Source organism: Streptomyces sp. NPDC085946 (assembly GCF_044540485.1).
GTDB lineage: Bacteria > Actinomycetota > Actinomycetes > Streptomycetales > Streptomycetaceae > Streptomyces.
Window position 1 is genome coordinate 64,827 of record NZ_JBITSF010000026.1, and the last position, 18,572, is coordinate 83,398.

Consider the following 18,572-nt stretch of genomic DNA (forward strand, 5'->3'; position numbering starts at 1 on the left):
CGTTCGCCGCTCTCCGGAGGTCATGTCATGGACCGCGCCCGCCTGCACCACCTCCTGGCCCGCGAGAGCGCCGAGGCCGAGCGCCGCAACCCGCGCTCCCGGGCCGCGTACGCGGGGGCCGGGCACCTCTTCGGCAAGGTGCCGATGACGTGGATGAACAAGACCGCCGGCGCCTTCCCGCGCTACCTCGCCACCGCACGCGGGGCCCGGGTCACGGACGTCGACGGGCACGAGTACGTCGACTTCTGCCTGGGCGACACCGGGGCGATGGCCGGGCACTCCCCGGAGCCGGTGACCGCCGCGGTGCAGCGGCGCTTCGCCGAGCTCGGCGGCGCGACCGCGATGCTGCCCACGGAGGACGCCGAGTGGGTCGGCGCCGACCTCACCCGCCGCTTCGGACTGGCGCGCTGGAGCTTCTCCCTGACCGCCACGGACGCCAACCGGTGGGCGATCCGCCTCGCCCGGGCGGTGACCGGCCGCCCGAAGATCCTGGTGAACAGCTACTGCTACCACGGCAGCGTGGACGAGTCCCTGATCGTCGTGGGCCCGGACGGGGAGGGCACCGCCCGCGCCGGGAACGTCGGCGCCCCCTGCGACGTCACGCTCACCAGCCGGGTGGCGGAGTTCAACGACCTGGCCGGACTGGAACGCGCGCTCGCCCACGGCGACGTCGCCGCCGTCCTGATGGAGCCGGCGCTCACCAACATCGGCATCGTCCTGCCCGAGCCCGGCTACCTGGCCGGCGTCCGCGACCTGACCCGGCGGTACGGCACCCTGCTGATCAACGACGAGACGCACACCTTCTCCGCGGGCCCCGGCGGCTGCACCGCCGCCTGGGACCTGGAACCCGACATGCTGACCATCGGCAAGGCCATCGGCGGCGGCATCCCGGCCGGCGCGTACGGCCTCTCCGCCGAGCTGGCCGACCGGCTGCTGGGCCGCGACGACCTCGACCTGGTCGACATGGGCGGCGTCGGCGGCACCCTCGCGGGCAACGCCCTGTCGGTCGCCGCCATGCGCGCCACCCTCGAACACGTCCTGACGGACGGGGCGTTCGCGCACATGGCCGCGCTGGCCGAGCGGTTCGAGGCCGGCGTGCGCGCGGGCATCGAGGCGCACGCCCTGCCCTGGTCGGTGACCCGGCTCGGAGCCCGCGCCGAGTACCGCTTCACCGACCCGGCGCCGCGCACCGGCACCGAGTCGGCGGCGGCCGCGGACGGGGAGCTGGAGGACTTCCTGCACCTCTACCTCGCCAACCGCGGCATCCTGCTCACCCCGTTCCACAACATGGCGCTGATGTGCCCCGACACCACCGGGCAGGACGTGGACACCCACACCGAGGTCTTCGCCGCCGCCCTGGCGGAACTGGCGGGCTGATCCGCCGGGCGGCTCCGGCCCGGCGGCCAAGACGAACGAGGGGACGACAGTGGACGACATCGACCGGGCCATCCTGCGGGAGCTGCAGGCCGACGGCCGCATCGCGTACGCCGACCTCGGCCCGAAGGTCGGCCTGTCCGCCTCCGCCGCCCGGCAGCGGCTGCAGCGGCTGCTGGACTCCAGGGCGGTGCAGGTCGTCGGGGTGACCGACCCGATGGCGATGGGCGGCCAGGCCATGGCGCTGCTCGGCGTCGGCGTGGACGGCGACCCGCGGACCGTCGCCGACGAGCTCGCCGGACGCCCCGAGGTGGTCTACTCGGTGCTCACCTCCGGCGGCTTCGACCTGTTCGCCGAGGTGGTCGCGCCGGGACCCAGGGACCTGCTGGACTTCGTCAACGACGTGGTCCGGCCCATCGAGGGCGTCCAGCGGGTGCAGACGTTCCCGTACTTCGCGATCCACACGCACCGGTTCCTGTGGGACGTGGGCTGATTCCCGCAGGTCCGTCTCATGGTCAACGATTGGGCGGGCCGAGCGCGGTTACTCCGTCCCCATGGACGACCACAGGCCGCTCGCCCTGGTGACCGGGGCATCCAGCGGAATCGGATTCGAACTGGCCAGGCAGTTCGCGGAGCACGGCTACGACCTGGTGATCAACGCCGAGGACGACCGCCTCGACCACGCGGTGCAGCGGCTGCGCGAGACCGGCGTCCAGGTCCGGGGCGTACGCGCGGACCTGCGGGACCCGGCGGAGGTGGACCGGCTGGTCGCGGCCACCACCGGGCTCACGGTGGACGTGGCCGTGCTCAACGCGGGCGTGGGCCGGGGCGGCGCCTTCGTGGACACCGCCGCGCAGGACGACCAGTCCGTCATCGACCTCAACGTCTCCTCCACGGTGCGGCTCGCCAAGCCCCTGCTGCGCGAGATGGTGGCGCGCGGCGAGGGGCGCATGGCGTTCACGTCGTCGACCGCCGCGATGATGCCGGGGTCCTTCCAGCCGGTCTACAACGCCTCCAAGTCCTTCATCCAGTCCTTCGCGCAGGCGCTGCAGGAGGAGCTGAAGGACACCGGGGTGACGGTCACCTCGTTCATGCCGGGGCCGACGGACACCGACTTCTTCCGCCGGGCGGGCATGGAGGACGACACCCGGGTCGGCACCATGGACAAGGACGACCCCGCGCAGGTCGCCCGGCAGGCGTTCGAGGCGGTGACGGCGGGCCGCAAGAAGGTCGTGACCGGCTCCCTGAAGACCAAGGCGCAGGGCCTGGCCGGCCGGGTGCTGCCCGACGGGGTGAAGGCCGCCGCCCACCGCAGGCTGGCCGAGCCGGGTACCGGCAAGGGCGGCGACGAGGACTAGCCGGGACCCGGCGGAGGGCGGGCGGAGCCGCCCTCCCCGCGTGCCGGCCCCAGGAACGACCCCCCTCCCGGCCCGCCCCGCGGCGGGCCGGGAGTCATCACGCGCGTCCGGCGCCCGGCGCGGACGGCGTACGACGTGACCCACATGGAAGGACATCGATGCGCGAGGCCAATCCCGTGAAGCGGGCAGTCGAGAAGGTCACCGGGACCGTGCAGGGCGAGGGCGCGGGACCGGAGGAGGGCATCCCCGGGAAGCCGGGGCCCGAGTCGCCGTCCGTGGCCGAGCCGACCGAGCCCAGGGAGCCGCTGCCGCCCAAGCCGGACCAGCGCGGCCCGGAGACCGTGTCGCCGACCGGTCAGGCCACCGGCACCGACCAGGCACGGACGGCACAGGCCGGCGCCTACCTGACCACCGCCCAGGGCGCGCGGCTGTACGACACCGACCACTCGCTCAAGGCCGGGCCCCGCGGGCCGGTGCTGCTGCAGGACCACCACCTGCGCGAGAAGATCATGCACTTCGACCACGAGCGCATCCCGGAGCGGGTGGTCCACGCCCGGGGCGCGGCGGCGCACGGCGTCTTCCGGAGCTACGGCACCGCCGCCACCGTGACCAAGGCGGCCTTCCTGGCCAAGGACGTCGAGACCCCGGTGTTCGTGCGGTTCTCCACGGTGCTGGGCTCGCGCGGCTCCTCCGACACGGTGCGCGACACCCGCGGGTTCGCGACCAAGTTCTACACCGGCGAGGGCGTCTTCGACCTGGTCGGCAACAACATCCCGGTCTTCTTCATCCAGGACGCGATCAAGTTCCCCGACGTCATCCACGCCGGCAAGCCGCACCCCGACCGGGAGATCCCCCAGGCGCAGAGCGCCCACGACACCTTCTGGGACTTCGTCACCCTGCACACCGAGGCGACCCACCACACCCTGTGGAACATGTCCGACCGGGGCATCCCGCGGTCGTACCGGACGATGGAGGGCTTCGGCGTCCACACCTTCCGCCTGGTCGCCGCCGACGGCTCCACGACGCTGGCGAAGTTCCACTGGAAGCCGAAGCTGGGCGTGCACTCCCTGGTGTGGGAGGAGGCCCAGATCATCAACGGCGTCGACCCGGACTTCCACCGCCGGGACCTCGCCGACGCCATCGAGGCCGGCGCGTACCCGCAGTGGGAACTGGGCATCCAGACCTTCCCCGACACCCCGGACCAGACCTTCGAGGGCATCGACCTGCTCGACCCGACGAACATCGTCCCCGAGGAGCTCGCCCCGGTGCAGCCGGTCGGGCTGCTCACCCTCGACCGCAACCCGTCGAACTACTTCGCCGAGACCGAGCAGGTCGCCTTCCACGTCGGCCACCTCGTCCCCGGCATCGACATCACCGACGACCCGCTGCTGGCCGGGCGGCTGTTCTCCTACCTGGACACCCAGATCACCCGCCTGGGCGGCCCCAACTTCCCGCAGCTGCCCATCAACCGGCCGCACGCCCCCGTCAACGACATGCTGCGCGACGGCATGCACCAGACGGCCGTGCACCGGGGCACCGCCCCCTACCGGCCCAACTCCCTCGACGGCGGCTGCCCCTTCATGGCCGGAGCCGGCGACGGCGCCTTCGTCGAGACGCCCGTGCGGGTGCCGGAGGCGCGGAAGGTGCGCGAGGCCCCCGAGTCGTTCTCCGACCACTTCAGCCAGCCCCGCCGGTTCTGGCTCAGCATGAGCCCGGTGGAGCGCGAGCACATCATCGGCGCCTACACCTTCGAACTCGGCAAGTGCTACGAACAGGCCGTCAAGGAAAGGGCGTTGCAGGTGCTGGCCAACATCGACCCCGAGCTGTGCGCGGGTGTCGCCGAGGGCCTCGGTCTGCCCGCGCCCGAGCCCACCGTCCCGCTCGCCGACGTCGAGCCGAGCCCGGCGCTGTCCCAGGTCGGCCACACCTGGCCGGTGGACGGACGCATCATCGGCATCGTCACCGGCCCCGACGGCGACCTCGACGGCGTACGGGCCGTGCGCGAGGCGGTGCTGGAGGCGGGCATGGTGCCGCTGGTCGTCGCGCCGACCGGCGGCACGCTCGGTTCGGGCGCCGCCGCCGTGACGGTGCAGCGCACCTATGTCACGGCGCGCTCGGTGGAGTTCGACGCCGTCCTGGTGGCCGGCGTGCCCGCCGCGGGCCGTGACGCGTACGGGGCCCGCGACGCCAAGGCCGCCCCGGCCGGCGAGGCACCGGCGCCGTGCGACCCGCGGGTCGGCCTGCTGCTGGCGGAGGCGTTCCGGCACGGCAAGGCCATCGGGGTCTGGGCGGGCGGCGAGGCGGCCCTGAGGGCGGCCGGCGTGCCCGCCGACGCGCCCGGTGTCGTCCTCGCCGGGTCGGGCGCCGAGGCGCTGCGGCGACTGAACGACCTGCTGGGGTCCCACCGCGTCTGGGAGCGCTTCACCACCCGGGTCTGACCGGCCCGGCCGTGCGCCGCTTCTCCGCCCCTCCCGCCCCGGCCGCTTCCGGCCGGTCAGGCGGGAGGGGCGGTGCGGATGGCGGCGATGTCCAGTTGCAGGCGCACCTTCTCGCTCACCATCGCGCCGCCCTCGGCGAGCCGGGAGTCGTAGGTGAGCCCCCACTCCGTGCGGTTGATGGTGGTGGTGCCGTCGAAGCCGGCCCGCTGGTATCCGAAGGGGTCGGTGACCTGGCCTATGTAGGTGAGGTCCAGCACGACGGGACGGGTCCTGTTCTTGATGGTGAGGTCGCCGGTCATGCGGTAGAGGTCCGGGCCCTCGACGCGCACGGAGGTGCTGGTGAACCGCATGTGCGGGTAGGTCGCGGAGTCCAGGAAGTCGCGGCCGACCAGGTGGGCGTCGCGCTGTTCCACCCCCGTGTCGACGCTGCCGGTGGACACCACGATCTCGGCGCGCGACCGGGCCGGGTCACGGCCGTCGAAGTACAGGCGGCTCTGGTACTCGGTGAACGCCCCGCGCACGGTGGTGACCATGGCGTGCCGGACGGAGAAGCCGATCCTGCTGTGCGCGGGGTCGACCACCCATTCCCCGGTGAGGGCCGCCAGGGCGGGATCCAGGAGGGCGGGGGCGGGCGCCGACGGGTCGTCGGCGGGCAGGTGGGCGGCGGGCGGTGCCTGGCGGCGCAGCGACGCACCGCGGGTGAACAGGTTCATGATTCACCTAATTACTGCACGCCGTGCCGCCGCGTCGCCGACTGCCACACGATTCACACAGGTCTGACGCGTCATCACCCCACGGGCGGCCGGCCGGACGGCCGCCGCGTCCGGGGCGTGGGCGGTCGGCGCTTCGGGCCGGCCCGGTCGGCGGGTCCTCGCCGCCCGCGCCGGGCGGACGGGCGCGGTGCCGGCGTCCGCCGCCGGCGCACCGGGTGCGGCGGCACGTCGGGCGTGGGGAGCACACCGGCCGCCCACCCGCGCTCCGGCACCGGATAATGCGGGGTACGGCCGGGGTAGGGGAGTGGCGTGAGCGAGCACCAGGGGCGTCCGTGGACGGCCATGACACCGGGAGACTTCGACCTGGATGCTCCGCTGCGTCTGGACGTCGGCACCGGCAGCGTGCCGGTGCCGGCCGAGCCGGACGCCTGCGGCACGGAACCGCTGTTCGGGCAGGAGACCCCGGTCCGGCGCGCGCGTCGCCGCACCCGGCGCCGCGCCGCGGACGGCGAGCAGCAGCGGCTCTTCTGACCGGCCGTCTTCACCGGTGCGCCCGGCCGGACCTCCGGGGAGACGCGCCGACGGGCCCGGGCGCGACGCCCGTTCCCGCCGTGCGCGCGGTCGGGCCGCGCGGCGCCCGCTCCCGCGGTGGGCGCGGATGATGTCCGCGTACCGGTGGCCGGAGCCCTCGACGGTGCGGGCCTGCGCGGCGTGGTCGACGCGGACCGGGCCGAAGCGCTCGGCGTAGCCGTACGCCCGCTCGAAGTTGTCCGGCAGCGACCGGGCGAAGCGGCCGGCGAGGGGAGCGCCCTCGCGCGCCGCGCAGGCGCACGCCGCCAGGTGCCCCACCGGGTAGTCCTGGCGCTCGGGGTCGTCCACCGTCCCGCCGGGCCGCGCGCCGTCGGGGAAGGCGCAGCCGTTCTCGGTGACGTACAGCCCGCGGGCGCCGTACTCGTCGGTGAGGCGCGGCAGCAGCGCCTCGTTGCCGCCCGCGTCGGCCTCCCGGTCCATGCCGGTGCGCGGCACGCCCGCGCGGCGCACGGCACGGGCGTACGAAGCCGGGCCGCCGGGGTCGTCCGCCACGGTCCGCGGGAAGTGGTGGTTCAGGCCGAGCCGGTCGAGCGGCGCGGCGATCGTCTCCGCGTCGCCCGGCTCCTCCGGGAGGTCCACGCCGTACCCCTCGCGTATGTCCGCCGGGAAGCCGCGGCCGTGCACGGGATCGAGCCACCGGCGGTCGGCGTGGCCGTCCGCGCGGCGGGCGGCCGCCCGGTCCTCGGGGCGGTCGGTGGCGGCGTGGGCGGGGGAGAGGCCGTCGACGATGCCGACCCGGGCGGCCGGGTCACCGACAGGCGGCAGGCGTTGACGCCGAGCCGCCGCATCAGGCCGATGTCCTCGCGACAGTGGTGGTAGTGGTCGCTGGCGACGTTGCTGGCGGTCACTTCACCGCTCCGGTTCCGGCCGTCGTCACACGTTCGACTCCCGAAGCGCCTCATGGCTTAATTTAGATGGTGAGTTAAGCCGTACGGAAAACACCCGCCAGGAGATCCGGCGGAAGTGGTCACGGGGTATCTTGCGGGCAGGCAAGCACAACGAGGGGGTCCAGTGGCAACGCGCAACGGTCGGACGGTCCGTGACCTGCGACGGGAGAACCGCGCCACCGTGCTGCGGCGGCTCTTCTTCGACGGGCCGATGAGCCGCAACGCGCTCGGCCCCGCGACCGGGCTGAGTTCGGGCTCCGTCAGCAACGTCGTCGCCGAGCTGCTCACGGACGGCCTCCTGGAGGAGGCCGGCAGCGTCGAGTCCGACGGCGGCCGCCCCCGCACCCTGCTGCGCGTCGCCCCGCGCGGCGGCCACATGATCGGCGTCGACGTCGGCGAGACCCGGGTGCGCGTCGAGCTGTTCGACCTGTCCCTGGCCGAACTCGCCCGCGCCGAAAGGCCGTTGGCCACCACCGACACCGCCCGCCGCGGCCCCTACGACGACGAGCTGATCGCCGGGCACATCCGCGACGGCCTGGCCGAGGTCATGGACACCGCCGCGCTCACCCCCGACGACCTGCTCGGCGTCGGCATCGGCGTGCCCGGCATCGTCGAGCGCTCCGCCGAGGGCGCGGTCGTCCACGGCCAGACCATCGGCTGGGACGCCGTCCCGCTGGAGCGGATGCTGCGCGCCTCCGGCCGGCTCCCCGAGGACGTGCCCTACTTCATCGACAACGGCGCCCGCACCCTGGGCCAGGCCGAGATGTGGTTCGGCGCCGGACGCGGCGCGCGCAACGCCGTGGTCGTGCTCTTCGGCTCCGGCGTCGGCGCCTGCGTCGTCACCGACGAGGTCGAGGGCGGCCGGGCGGTGGAGTGGGGGCACCTCACGGTGCGCGTGCGGGGCCGCCGGTGCCGCTGCGGCGCGCTGGGCTGCCTGGAGGCGTACGCCGGGGCGGAGGCGCTGCTGGAGCGCTGGCGGGAGGCGGGCGGGCGCCCGCCGCGCGCGGTCGACGAGGAGACCGCGCTGACGGCGATGCTCGCGGCGGCCTACCCCGCGGACGGCGGCACGCCCGACCCGGTGGCCACGGCGGTGCTGGACGAGACCGCCGAGTACCTGGGCGCGGGCCTGTCCGACCTGATCAACCTGTTCCAGCCCGAGCGCATCCTGATCGGCGGCTGGGCGGGCCTCCAGCTCGGCTCCCGCTTCCTGGACGCGGTGCGCGCCCACGCCCTGTCCTACGCGCTGCGCTACCCCGCCGAACGCGTCGGCATCGAGCTCGGCAGGCTCGGCCCCGACGCGGTCACCGTGGGCGCGGCGATCCTGCCGCTCGCCGACTTCTTCGCCCGGGGCGGCCGCTCGCGGCCCGCCGTGCCGGCCGCCGCCCCGGAGGGCTCACCGGCCTGGCGCGCGACCCTGGGCGGGCGGCTGGTGTGAGGCCCGGCCGGGGGACGGCTACGGCTCCGCCGGGGTGAAGGCCCGCAGGTGGTCCCTGCCCGGTTCGTCCGTGCCCGGATGCACCACGAGGTAGCTGCCCTCCGGTACCTCGTTCCAGGCGCCGGGCAGGTCGCCGAGCGGTTCGGAGACGATCAGCCGGGTCCCGTCCGACACCTCCTGGAGGAACGTCACGTCCGGATGGAGCTTGCGCAGGGTCTCCACGCGGCTGCTGAAGAAGAGCGAGCGGGAGTTCCCCTCGCTGGAGTGGCGGAAGGCCCAGGTGCGTTCGCCGTCGGTGACCGCCACCGTCATCTGGAGCGGGAACCGCACGCCGTGCTCCCGGCCGAGCCGTTCGACGAGACCGGTCATCCGCGCGACGGCCCCGGGCGGGTCCTGGTCGAGCCCGAAGGTGAGCGCGAGGAAGAACATGATCTCGGAGTCCGTGGAGCCCTCGATCTGCGAGAAGAGGACCGGGTCGACGGCCAGGGCGAGGTCGCGGCGCAGCCGGTGGAAGTCGGTGATCGCCCCGTTGTGCATCCACATCCAGCGGCCGTGCCGGAAGGGGTGGCAGTTCGTCTGCTGGACGGCCGTCCCGGTGGAGGCCCTGATGTGGGCGAAGAACAGCGGGGAGCGCACGTGCGAGGCGATCTCGCGGAGGTTGCGGTTGTTCCACGCCGGGCTGACGTCGCGGATGACCCCCGGACCGTCCCTGGCGTCGGCGTACCAGCCCACGCCGAACCCGTCGCCGTTGGTCGTCTCCACGCCGAGCCGCGCGTGCAGGCTCTGGTCGATCAGCGAGTGCCTGGGCCGGTACAGGATGGTCTCGAGCAGCACAGGGGTCCCGGAGTAGGCGAGCCACCGGCACATACGACACCCTCCTCGTCGCGCGGTCCCCCTCCCCACTGTGCCGCCGGCCGGGGCCCCCGGCGACCGGGCGGCGGCTCCGCCGCCCGGACGCGCCGTGGTGTCACGCGGTGGGAACGACGGGCCGGGTGGGTGCGGAGGTGAACACCAGCGGGTGCAGGTGGCTCCAGTACCGCCGCAGCACGTCCTCGGGGTCGCCGGTCCCGGAGGGGGCGGCGGGCGGGAGGACGGGGGCGGCCCCGGCGGCCGGGCGGGTACGCGGGCGGTGGTGCGCCCAGCAGTGTGCGGCGACGACGGCCCCTGCGAGGGCCGCGGCGGTGATGGCCAGTGCGTCGCGCGGCGTGGCCAGCGGCATGACAGTCCCCCTCGACGGTGGTGGGCGAACCCCTGTTCGCTTCAACAGGTCTCCCCGGTCGGCGGATTCATGCCCGGACGGAGCCGGGCGTCACACCCGCCCGTCAGGCGTCCAGGGCCTCGCGCAGGGTGGGGTACCAGGCGATGACCTCGTCGAGCCCGACGAGCTGCATCGTGCGCAGCACGGACGGGGAGGGGCCGGCCAGGCGCAGCCAGCCCTGCGTCTCGAGGGCGGTGTGCTGCGCGGTGATGAGGACGTTGATGCCGCTGGAGTCCATGAACGTCACGCCGCTGAGGTCCACCACGATCCCCGGCGAACCGGGGCGGGTGAGCGCCCGGCGCAGCGGACCACCGGTGTGGTGGTCGATCTCGCCGCGCACGGTGACGACGCTGACGCCCTCCACGGACGCGTGGGTGATGGTCAGCCTGTCCTGCTCCGCTGTGCCGCTGCTCTCTGTCACTCTTCCCTCGACAACAACAATCGGTGAAACTTTGGCCAGTGCTCGTGGCTGGAAGGCTGCCCTGATTTCTGGATCTTATGGGGGGTTCATGTGAATGACCTCGCCGAGGCGGGGCACCAAGGGCGTGGAGCGGACAGCCGCGGGTATGCGCGGGCGTATGAACGGGGTAGTGAAGGCGGTCCGGATGGAGCCAGTTCCCTCGGGGGAGGGCCGTATGGCGTCGCATCCCGGTCCTGTGCAGACGACGGTCGCGCTGGACGGGGACGGGGCGTGCATCGCCCGGTCCCGTCATCTCGCGGTCGAGTTCCTCGGCCGGGTGCAGGCCGAGCACGGGGTACCGGTGTCCGCGCGGGCGAGGGACGTCGTCCAGCTGGTGGTGAGCGAGCTGGTGACGAACGCCCGCAAGTACGCTCCCGGCCCGGTCACCCTCGACCTGCGGGTCGTGGGCGCCACGGTGGACGTGGTGGTCTGGGACAGCGACCCGGTGCTGCCGGTGGCCCGCGCCGCCGACCCGGGACGGGTCGGCCAGCACGGCCTGGAGATCGTGATGGCCGTCGCGGAGGGCTTCGAGGTGCAGCGGGAGCCGGTCGGCAAGCGCATCACCGTCCGGATCGCCCTCCTCGACGACCCCGACGCCGGCCTCGGCACCGTCTGAGCCGCACGCGCGGCCGCCCGCCGGCTCACCCCTCGCCGTCCGCCCGGGCGGCCGCCTCGTCGGCGCGCCCCCCGGCGCCGAGCGGGCCCGTGGCACGGAACGGCCCGCCGGACTCCAGCCGGGGGATGCGGTGGCGGGCCACCCGCAGCACGACCGGCGGCAGCGTGGCCCGGCCGACCTGGGCGAGCCGCAGCCACCCGGGCACGTACACGGCGGTCCGGCGGTGCTCCACGGCACCGGCCAGCCGCGCGGCGACCTGCTCCACCGGGAGCACGCGCCGGGCGGGCGGCGGCATCGCGGCGCGCAGCTCCCGCATCACCGCGTACCGGTCGGCGTCCCGGATCATGTCGGTGTCCGTCCAGTTCAGGTAGGCGATCCCCACGGCCACGCCCTGATGGGCCACCTCGGCCCGCAGCGCGTGGGCGAAGGCCTCGGTGCCCGCCTTGGAGGCGCAGTACGCGCTCATCATGGGCGAGGCGCCCAGCGACGCCAGGGAGCCGACCTGGAGGAAGTAACCCGCCGTCCGCGTCAGGTCGGGCAGGAAGGTCCGGGCCGTCAGGGCGCTGCCGGTGAGGTTCACGTCGATCACACGGCGCCAGCGGGCGAAGTCCGACGTCGCGAACGGACCGCCGTGCGCGATGCCCGCGTTCGCCACGACGGCCGACACGGGGCCCAGACGCGCCCGGACCGTCCGCGCGGCCCGGGCCAGCTCCTCGGCGTCGGTGATGTCGGCCTCGCAGGCCAGGGCGGGCGTCCCCAGGGAGTCCGCGACCGCCTCCAGGCCGGCCCTCTCGTGGCCGAGCAGCGCCACCCGGGCGCCCCGGCGGGACAGCTCCCGGGCCAGGGCCGCGCCCAGGCCGCGGGCGGCGCCGGTCACCACGACGGTGCGGTTCTCGAGCGGGCGGTGTGCCATGGGCCGTTCCCTCCGTGCCGGCTGGTACCGGTGTCTGTCCCCCCGGTACTGCCGGGCTCACCCCCTGCTTCGGCCGGGAGGCCGGACCCGGATGCGGCTCACCCCGTGGCCCTCGGCCCCCGGCGTGCCGCCGCCCGGTCCGGGCCCGCCCCGTCCCGGCTCACACGTCCGCGTCGGCCCGGTTCCGCTCCTGCGCCTCCGCGGGACTCTCGGACGTGGTGTCGGGGCGCGCCGCGTGGTCGGGGTGCCCCGACGTCCGGCGCTCCTCCTTCAGCTCCGCCTCGTACAGGTGCCGCCGGCCGCCGGCGAGCTCCTCGACGGCGGCGCGCTCCAGGTCCCGGAAGGGCTGGTGGTACGTGTCGTCGTACGCCTCGACGATCTGGAAGCTCCAGTGCCCGGGGATGACGTTGCGGCCCAGCACCTCGGTGCGCACCCGCTCGGCCCACTCCTCGTGGCCCGCCTCGCGCAGCAGGCGCACCGCCCGGTCCAGCTCGAAGTCCGCGCTCCCCGTCAACTGGTGGAAGCTGTAGAGGTGACCCCGGGCCCGCTCGGTGGTCTCCAGGGCCTTGGACAGGGCCCCGAGGGCCTCCACCGTCCTGGTGTCGACTCCCGCGGGCCGCTGATGGGCGCGGTCGGGTCCGTCGTGGGTCATCGTTCGCCTCCGGCGGTAGGGGTGGGAAAACGTGCTGGGGGACGGTCGCCGCCGGCGCGGCGCGCCGGCGAGGCCGGCCGGCTCACCGGTCACGCGCCGTCGGGCCGGCCGCTGTGCGGACGCTTCGTGCCGCCGCGGTCGCGGCGGGCCAGGACGCGCTGCATCCGGAACCGGCCCGGCGGCAGGTGGCGGCGCAGTGCGGCGCGGGCGGCGTTGGCGCCCGGCGCGCCGTGCACCCCGCCGCCCGGGTGCGCGCCCGCGGACGCCAGGTAGAGCCCGCCCACGGGGGTCTCCGGCCGCCCGGCGCCGGGCAGCGGACGGAAGAAGAGCTGCTGGTGGAGGGCGGTGGTACCACCGTTGATGGCCCCGTCGCGCAGGTTGGCGTCGAGGGACTCCAGCGTGGGCGGGGCCAGGATGCGCCGGGCGCGGATCCGGGAGCGGAAGCCGGGGGCGAACCGCTCGACCTGCCGTTCGACGCGGTCGGCCATGATCTCCTGCTCCTTGGCGTCCCACGCGCCGGTGAGGCCCTCGTCCCCCGCGTCGCCCGCGACCTCCCGGGGGACATGGGTGTACGCCCAGGCCGACTCGGTGCCCACGGGCGAGCGCGACGGGTCGGAGGTCGTCATCTGCCCGAACAGGGCGAAGGGCCGGTCCGGGACCTGCCGCATGGCGATCTGGGCGGCGAAGCGGGTGAGTTCGTCCACCCCGTCCGCGAGGTGGACGGTGCCGGCCCGCGCGGCCTGCTCGGCCTGCCAGGGCACCGGGCCGTCCAGCGCCCAGTCGACCTTGAACGTGCCGAAGTCCCACTGGAAGCGCCGCAGGTCGGCCAGCAACTGGGCGGGCAGGTGCTCCGGGGCGACGAGTTCGCCGTACAGGGCGGGCACGGACACGTCCGCGAGCACGGCCCGCGCGGCCGGGACGATCTCGCCGCCCTCGGTGCGCACGCCCACGGCCCGCCCGTCGCGGACGAGGATCTCGCCGACCCGCTGCCCGCAGCGCACGGTGCCGCCCAGGGCGGTCAGCCGCCGGACCAGGGCCGCGGTGAGGGCGCCGGAGCCGCCGACCGGGACGGGGAAGCCGTAGCTCTGCCCGAGCATCGACATCAGCCAGCCGAAGCCGCCGCTGCCCGCGGCCTCCGGGGCCAGGTCGGCGTGGAGCGCGTTGCCCGCCAGCAGCAGCCTGCCGCCCTCGCCGCGGAACTCCTCCTCGCCCATGCGCCGCACCGGCAGCAGCAGGCTGCGCGCCAGCCGCAGCCCGCCCGCCCCGCGCAGGCGGAGGGCGAGACGCGCCCCGGCGCGCACCGGCGGGAAGGGCGTGAACAGGGCTTGCAGCAGGTCCTCCCGCACCTGCCGCCATATCTCGTCCAGCCGGCGCCAGGCCGCTCCGTCGCCCGGGGCGAAGGCGTCCAGGGAGGCCGCCGTGACGTCGATGCGGCGGTCCAGGACCGCGCACCTGCCGTCGCTCAGCGGATGGGCCAGGACGTGCGGCGCGTGGGTCCAGCGCAGCCCGTGGTCCTGCAGGCGCAGCCCGGCCACGATCGGGGAGGCCGCGGCCAGCGGGTAGAACGAGCTGAAGACGTCGCTGACGAAGTCGGGGTCGACGCCCGTGTCGTGGCGCACCGCCCCGCCGGCCTCGTCCTGCTCCTCCAGGACGGTGACGCTCCAGCCGGCGTCGGCCAGCAGGTTCGCCGCGACCAGCCCGTTGGGACCGGCCCCGATCACCACGGCGTCAGGCATGCCCGCCCTCCGGCCGGCCGGTGCCCGCGGCGGCCTTCGCCCCGGGCTCGTGCCGCTCCCCGGCCTCGGCCTCGCAGACCCGGGCCAGCCGGTGGAGCATGGCGCGGTGCCGCAGCTGGATCACCGCCTCCGCGCCCACGTTGTGCAGCAGGCCGCCCGGGCCCTGGAGGGGGTGCTCGTCCACGATCACCAGGCAGTGCTCGCCCCAGCGGCGCAGCTCGATGGCGATCCGCGCCGTGCCGAGCGGCCCGGCCTGGGCCTCCAGCTCCAGCACGGAGCCCTCCTCGCACCGGCGCACCACGGTCTCGTTGGTCAGCCGGGCCGGGCCCAGGCGGACCATGTACGTGATCGACGAGCCCTCCTGCGGCCACTGGCCGCGCAGCGGGCGGGACTCCGAGGTGCCCGGCACCCACTCCGCGTACCGGCTGCCGTCGGCGAGCACCGTCCACACGGTCTGCGGGCTGACCTTGATCAATCGATGGCGAACGGCCACTCCCGACCTCCACTTCCGCGCCCTGTCGGTCCGTTGTCGCGGAGTGCCCTGCCTCCCCGGGATCAAACGGAGCCGCGGGGGCGCCCCGGGCGCGGGGGAGGGGGTGCGAGCCGTCGCCGGGTCAGGTGGCGCCGGCGCCGGTGGCCTGGTCGTCCTCCTGCCGCGGCGCGCCGCCGCCGGCGCCGGTGAGGTGGTCCAGGACGTTGGTCAGGCGCAGCATGCGCTCCAGCACGTCGGGCCGGTTGTCCAGGTGCAGGGCCGCCCCGGCATCGGTGGTGTGGCGGTGCACCATCAGCAGCGCGGACAGGCCCGTGGAGTCGAGCCAGGTCAGCTCGCCGAAGTCCAGCCGCACGTCGCGCAGCCCCGGCTCGCGGGCGAGGTACCCGGCGACGGTGTCGACCAGGTCGCCGCTGGTGCAGTAGTCGAGGTCGCCCGCCACGCGCACGGTCAGCACGGGCGGCGCGACGTCGACGGACAGACGGAACTCGGAGGAGGGAAGCTCGGTCATACGGGGGTCTCGGGGCCGGGGACGGGGGACGCGGGGCGGCCGCCGAGGACGGCGATGCCCTGGTGGAGAAGGCGCAGGCTGCGCGGGAAGTCGGGCAACTGCCCGGCGAGGATGTCCAGCCCGGCCACCAGGGAGTGCGGGGGCACCCCGCGCGCCCGGAGGATGCCGGCGGTCCAGGACAGGAAGTCGGTGAACACCTCGGCGTCGTCCACGTACAGCGCCGTGGCCAGGAAGTCGACGATGTGGGCCAGGTCCTCGGCGGTGCGTTCCCGCTGGGCCGGGCTGTAGGAGCGCAGCGCCGGGAAACGGTTCTCCAGGTCGGCCAGGGTCTGCTTGACCAGCCGGCCGCGCGACTGGACGGCCATCGTGTACTCCTGGTCGGCCAGGTGCGGCAGGTCGTCGACGACCTGCCGGGCCGCAGTGACGGCGGGCCTCGGCAGCCCCGCGTCCAGGACGGCCGCCGCCCCGCGGGCGTCGGGCGCCCAGCGGTCGGCGCCCAGCGCGTACGCGAGACGGCCGTCGGCCCCGAAGGCCCGGCCGCCGGCCAGCACGGGGACGCCGACGGCCTGGCAGGCGGTGATGGCCGCGTGCGCGGTCGGCAGATGAGTGGGCAGGGAGACCGAGAGCAGGACCGCGTCGGGGTTGGTCCGGTGCAGATGGGCGATCAGGTGCGGGGTGGGCGTCTGCGCGCCCAGGTAGTCGACCTGCCGGCCCCGCAGCCGCAGCACCTCGGCGACCAGCCGGGCGGGGAAGGCGTGCCACTCGCCGTCGACGCAGCTCACGGTGACCCGCCCGCGGACGGGGCGGGGCTGCCCGGCCGTGTCCGGACGGTCGACGAGGGTGGTGATGACCCGCTCGTTGATCGCGGTGGCCGCGTGCTCCTGGGCGACGGTGATCCGGTCGGCCGCCCACTCGGTGCCGACCTTCGCCTGCACCGCCGCGACGACGTCGATCAGCAGGCCCTCCTCGTCCCACCCGGTGCGCAGCGCCTCGTGGACGAGACCGGCGGCGGCGTGCTCGTCGCCGTTCACCACCGCCTCCCAGAGCCCGTCCCGCAGGGCGGCCGCCGACATGGGGGAGTCGCTCACCCGTTCCTCCCGTCGTCCTCGGTCCCGCCGTGCGTTCCGTCGCTCCGCGCAGACCTGCCCCGGTCCGCGCTGCGCATGCCGTCCCTCCAGGAGCGCCGGGCCGGGGAGCCACCGTCGTCCGCCGGATCCGGGTCCGCGCCGTCCGCGCCGTCCTCGCCGGACGGTCCCCGGACGACGGTCAGCGGGCCGCCGCGGGGAGAGCCGATGGCGACGACGGCCATGTCGTCGTGGGCGCCGTGGCCCAGCCACTGCGCGGCGAGCATCTGCACCCGCTCGACGACCGCCTCGGCGGGCAGGCCCGCACACTCGGTCAGGGACTGCCGCAGGCGGTGCTCCCCGAACAGCTCGTCACCGAGCGGTCCGCCGCGGGCCTCGGTGATGCCGTCGGTGTACAGCACGCACGTCTCGCCGGGCGCCAGGACGATCTCCGCGGTGTGCGCCTTCACGGTCGGCAGCGCGCCGACCAGGGTGCCGTGGGTGGGCGCCTCCTCCACCGTGCCGTCGCCGCGGACCACGAGCGGCGGCAGGTGCCCGGCGCTGGTCAGCCGCAGGTGCACCCGCCCGCCGCGGCGGCGCACGGAGGCCAGCACCATGGTGGCGAACCGGGTGTGGTGGGAGGTGAGCAGGGCGCCGTTGAGCAGGTTCAGCACCCGCTCGTGGTCGGCGGCCAGCGGCAGCAGCGCCTGGAGCGTGTTGCGGATCTTCCCGGTGAGGACCGCCGCGTCCAGTCCCTTGCCCGCCACGTCACCGAGGACGACGAGGGTCTCCTCGGAGGCGTCCGCGCCCGGGTGGACGTCGTAGAAGTCGCCGCCGACCCGCTCGTGGTCCTTCGCCGGCCGGTACCCGCCGGCGAGTTCCACGCCGTGCACGGCGTGCAGCGCAGGCGGCAGCAGTTCCCGCATCAGCGTGGCGGTGACGGACGCCTGCTCGCTGTAGAGGCGTGCCGCGGACAGGGCGGCGCCCGCGCGGGCGGCGAACAGCCGGGCGAAGAGCTCCTCGCCCGGGGTGAACGCCTGCTCGGTGCTGGACCGCAGCAGGACGAGCGCGCCCGCGGGCACGCCGTGCCCGGGCAGCGGCGTCACGCTCACGGAGCCCACCGGGCCCGCGAAGCCCGGGGGGATCATCCAGTCGGGGATGTCGCGCGGGTCTATCCAGCGGGCCGGCACGGGCGGGAACCCCTGCAGGGCCTCGGCCAGCCCCGGGACGGTGCGCGGGTCGATCTGGCGGGTCTCCTGGACGACGGGCCCGCCGCGCCGGGCGTAGCTCAGGGGGTAGCGCCGGCCCTGGGGCGGGGCCACGAGCACGGCGGCGTCGGCGAGGTGCTCCGCGGCCATGCGGGCGGCCACCTCCGCGCAGCGCGGGACGTTCAGCGACGACAGCAGGGTGCTGGAGATCTCCGCCAGGATCACCGAGCGCTCCTGGGCGCTGCGCAGCTCCGCCTCGGCGAGGCGGCGGTCCGTCTCGTCGACCAGCCACCACACCACGTCGCCGCCCGCGGACGGTGTCGGGTGGGCCGCGTAGAAGCGTTCGCCGATCGTCCCGCTCAGCGGCCCGGCGCCGGGGGCGTGCGTCCCGTCGGCGATGCCGCGGTGCGCGTCGGCGAGCCAGGACGGCACGCGGTTGCGCAGCCGGTCGCCGTCCTCGGTGTCCGGCAGCAGGGTCCGGGCGGCCCGGTTGGCGGCCACGACGACTCCGTCCCGGTCGGCGACCAGGACGGGGTGGGGGGCGTCGAGCCACGTCGCGCCGACGGGGGGATCGGCGTCGCGGGGACCGGCGGAAGAGCCTCGGGAAGAGAACACAAGCGGGGGCGCGCGTGGCGCGCGCCCCACCACCTCTCTGCTGTGGGAAACCAAGTCGTCGATCAGGTGTACTCCGGCAACCGTCCCGCATCCGTGCCGCGGAAGCAACCCGCCGTGCCACCGGGTGCCGCGGCCGCCGAAAGCGCCGTGACGCGCGGGGGGGGGGGGGGGCGCGCCCCCCCCCCCCCCCCCCCCCCCCCCCCCGCCCCCCCCCCCCCCCCCCCCCGGGGGGGGGGCGCCCCCCCCCCCCCCC

The 18,572-nt window shown here is 75.3% G+C and carries 17 protein-coding genes and 2 pseudogenes; 6 read left to right on the plus strand and 13 right to left on the minus strand.

Features of this window, described 5'->3' with window-relative positions; all coding sequences use genetic code 11:
- Positions 1-27: 27 nt before the first annotated feature.
- The 4 genes from ACIF8T_RS34225 to ACIF8T_RS34240 all read left to right on the plus strand — a co-directional run bounded on the left by ACIF8T_RS34225 (position 28) and on the right by ACIF8T_RS34240 (position 5,170).
- Positions 28-1,377: a transaminase gene (locus tag ACIF8T_RS34225; protein ID WP_400040572.1), complete on the plus strand. Its 1,350-nt coding sequence runs from the start codon at positions 28-30 to the stop codon at positions 1,375-1,377.
- Positions 1,378-1,426: 49 nt separating this feature from the next.
- Positions 1,427-1,867 (plus strand): Lrp/AsnC family transcriptional regulator, encoded by a 441-nt coding sequence (locus tag ACIF8T_RS34230; protein ID WP_400040573.1) that lies wholly within the window; start codon positions 1,427-1,429, stop codon positions 1,865-1,867.
- Positions 1,868-1,928: 61 nt separating this feature from the next.
- A complete protein-coding gene (locus tag ACIF8T_RS34235; protein ID WP_400040574.1) occupies positions 1,929-2,732 on the plus strand; it encodes an SDR family NAD(P)-dependent oxidoreductase in 804 nt (267 codons plus the stop codon).
- A 158-nt stretch (positions 2,733-2,890) separates the two neighbouring features.
- Complete coding sequence (locus tag ACIF8T_RS34240; RefSeq protein WP_400040575.1) at positions 2,891-5,170, plus strand: catalase; 2,280 nt, start codon at positions 2,891-2,893, stop codon at positions 5,168-5,170.
- A gap of 56 nt (positions 5,171-5,226) precedes the next feature.
- Here the strand turns inward: ACIF8T_RS34240 and ACIF8T_RS34245 are convergent, their stop codons facing one another.
- From ACIF8T_RS34245 to ACIF8T_RS34255, 3 genes and pseudogenes are all read right to left on the minus strand, one after another.
- On the minus strand, positions 5,227-5,883 hold the full coding sequence (locus ACIF8T_RS34245) for a YceI family protein (RefSeq protein WP_400040576.1): 657 nt from the start codon (positions 5,881-5,883) through the stop codon (positions 5,227-5,229).
- Between the two features lie 624 nt (positions 5,884-6,507).
- A pseudogene (locus tag ACIF8T_RS34250) lies at positions 6,508-7,221 on the minus strand (family 1 glycosylhydrolase); the annotation flags it as partial.
- A 47-nt stretch (positions 7,222-7,268) separates the two neighbouring features.
- Positions 7,269-7,376: pseudogene (locus ACIF8T_RS34255) on the minus strand (hypothetical protein); the annotation flags it as partial.
- Between the two features lie 109 nt (positions 7,377-7,485).
- Here ACIF8T_RS34255 and ACIF8T_RS34260 point away from each other — a divergent pair.
- On the plus strand, positions 7,486-8,796 hold the full coding sequence (locus tag ACIF8T_RS34260; protein ID WP_400040578.1) for an ROK family protein: 1,311 nt from the start codon (positions 7,486-7,488) through the stop codon (positions 8,794-8,796).
- Between the two features lie 18 nt (positions 8,797-8,814).
- On the opposite strand, the gene ACIF8T_RS34265 is transcribed toward ACIF8T_RS34260, so the two are convergent.
- The 3 genes from ACIF8T_RS34265 to ACIF8T_RS34275 all read right to left on the minus strand — a co-directional run bounded on the left by ACIF8T_RS34265 (position 8,815) and on the right by ACIF8T_RS34275 (position 10,475).
- Positions 8,815-9,663, minus strand: a complete 849-nt coding sequence (locus ACIF8T_RS34265) for a class II glutamine amidotransferase (protein ID WP_400040579.1) — start codon at positions 9,661-9,663, stop codon at positions 8,815-8,817.
- Between the two features lie 100 nt (positions 9,664-9,763).
- Positions 9,764-10,015, minus strand: coding sequence for a hypothetical protein (locus tag ACIF8T_RS34270; protein WP_400040581.1), 252 nt, complete (start codon positions 10,013-10,015; stop codon positions 9,764-9,766).
- Positions 10,016-10,118: 103 nt separating this feature from the next.
- Positions 10,119-10,475, minus strand: a complete 357-nt coding sequence (locus ACIF8T_RS34275; RefSeq protein ID WP_400040582.1) for an STAS domain-containing protein — start codon at positions 10,473-10,475, stop codon at positions 10,119-10,121.
- Between the two features lie 214 nt (positions 10,476-10,689).
- On the opposite strand from ACIF8T_RS34275, the gene ACIF8T_RS34280 reads away from it, so the two are divergent.
- Positions 10,690-11,130 (plus strand): ATP-binding protein, encoded by a 441-nt coding sequence (locus ACIF8T_RS34280; protein ID WP_400040583.1) that lies wholly within the window; start codon positions 10,690-10,692, stop codon positions 11,128-11,130.
- Between the two features lie 25 nt (positions 11,131-11,155).
- On the opposite strand, the gene ACIF8T_RS34285 is transcribed toward ACIF8T_RS34280, so the two are convergent.
- The 7 genes from ACIF8T_RS34285 to ACIF8T_RS34315 all read right to left on the minus strand — a co-directional run bounded on the left by ACIF8T_RS34285 (position 11,156) and on the right by ACIF8T_RS34315 (position 18,319).
- On the minus strand, positions 11,156-12,043 hold the full coding sequence (locus ACIF8T_RS34285) for an SDR family oxidoreductase (RefSeq protein ID WP_400040585.1): 888 nt from the start codon (positions 12,041-12,043) through the stop codon (positions 11,156-11,158).
- A gap of 160 nt (positions 12,044-12,203) precedes the next feature.
- Positions 12,204-12,695: a hypothetical protein gene (locus tag ACIF8T_RS34290; protein WP_400040586.1), complete on the minus strand. Its 492-nt coding sequence runs from the start codon at positions 12,693-12,695 to the stop codon at positions 12,204-12,206.
- 89 nt (positions 12,696-12,784) lie between these two features.
- Positions 12,785-14,431, minus strand: coding sequence for a phytoene desaturase family protein (locus tag ACIF8T_RS34295; RefSeq protein ID WP_400040588.1), 1,647 nt, complete (start codon positions 14,429-14,431; stop codon positions 12,785-12,787).
- Positions 14,424-14,924 (minus strand): SRPBCC family protein, encoded by a 501-nt coding sequence (locus ACIF8T_RS34300; RefSeq protein WP_400040590.1) that lies wholly within the window; start codon positions 14,922-14,924, stop codon positions 14,424-14,426. Before ACIF8T_RS34300 ends, ACIF8T_RS34295 begins: the two co-directional genes overlap by 8 nt.
- A 121-nt stretch (positions 14,925-15,045) precedes the next feature.
- The gene (locus ACIF8T_RS34305) at positions 15,046-15,432 is read right to left on the minus strand and encodes an STAS domain-containing protein (RefSeq protein WP_400040592.1); all 387 of its coding nucleotides are present in this window, start codon (positions 15,430-15,432) and stop codon (positions 15,046-15,048) included.
- Positions 15,429-16,505, minus strand: coding sequence for a B12-binding domain-containing protein (locus tag ACIF8T_RS34310; RefSeq protein ID WP_400040600.1), 1,077 nt, complete (start codon positions 16,503-16,505; stop codon positions 15,429-15,431). Before ACIF8T_RS34310 ends, ACIF8T_RS34305 begins: the two co-directional genes overlap by 4 nt.
- Positions 16,506-16,516: 11 nt before the next feature.
- The gene (locus tag ACIF8T_RS34315) at positions 16,517-18,319 is read right to left on the minus strand and encodes a SpoIIE family protein phosphatase (protein ID WP_400040594.1); all 1,803 of its coding nucleotides are present in this window, start codon (positions 18,317-18,319) and stop codon (positions 16,517-16,519) included.
- Between the last annotated feature and the right edge of the window lie 253 nt (positions 18,320-18,572).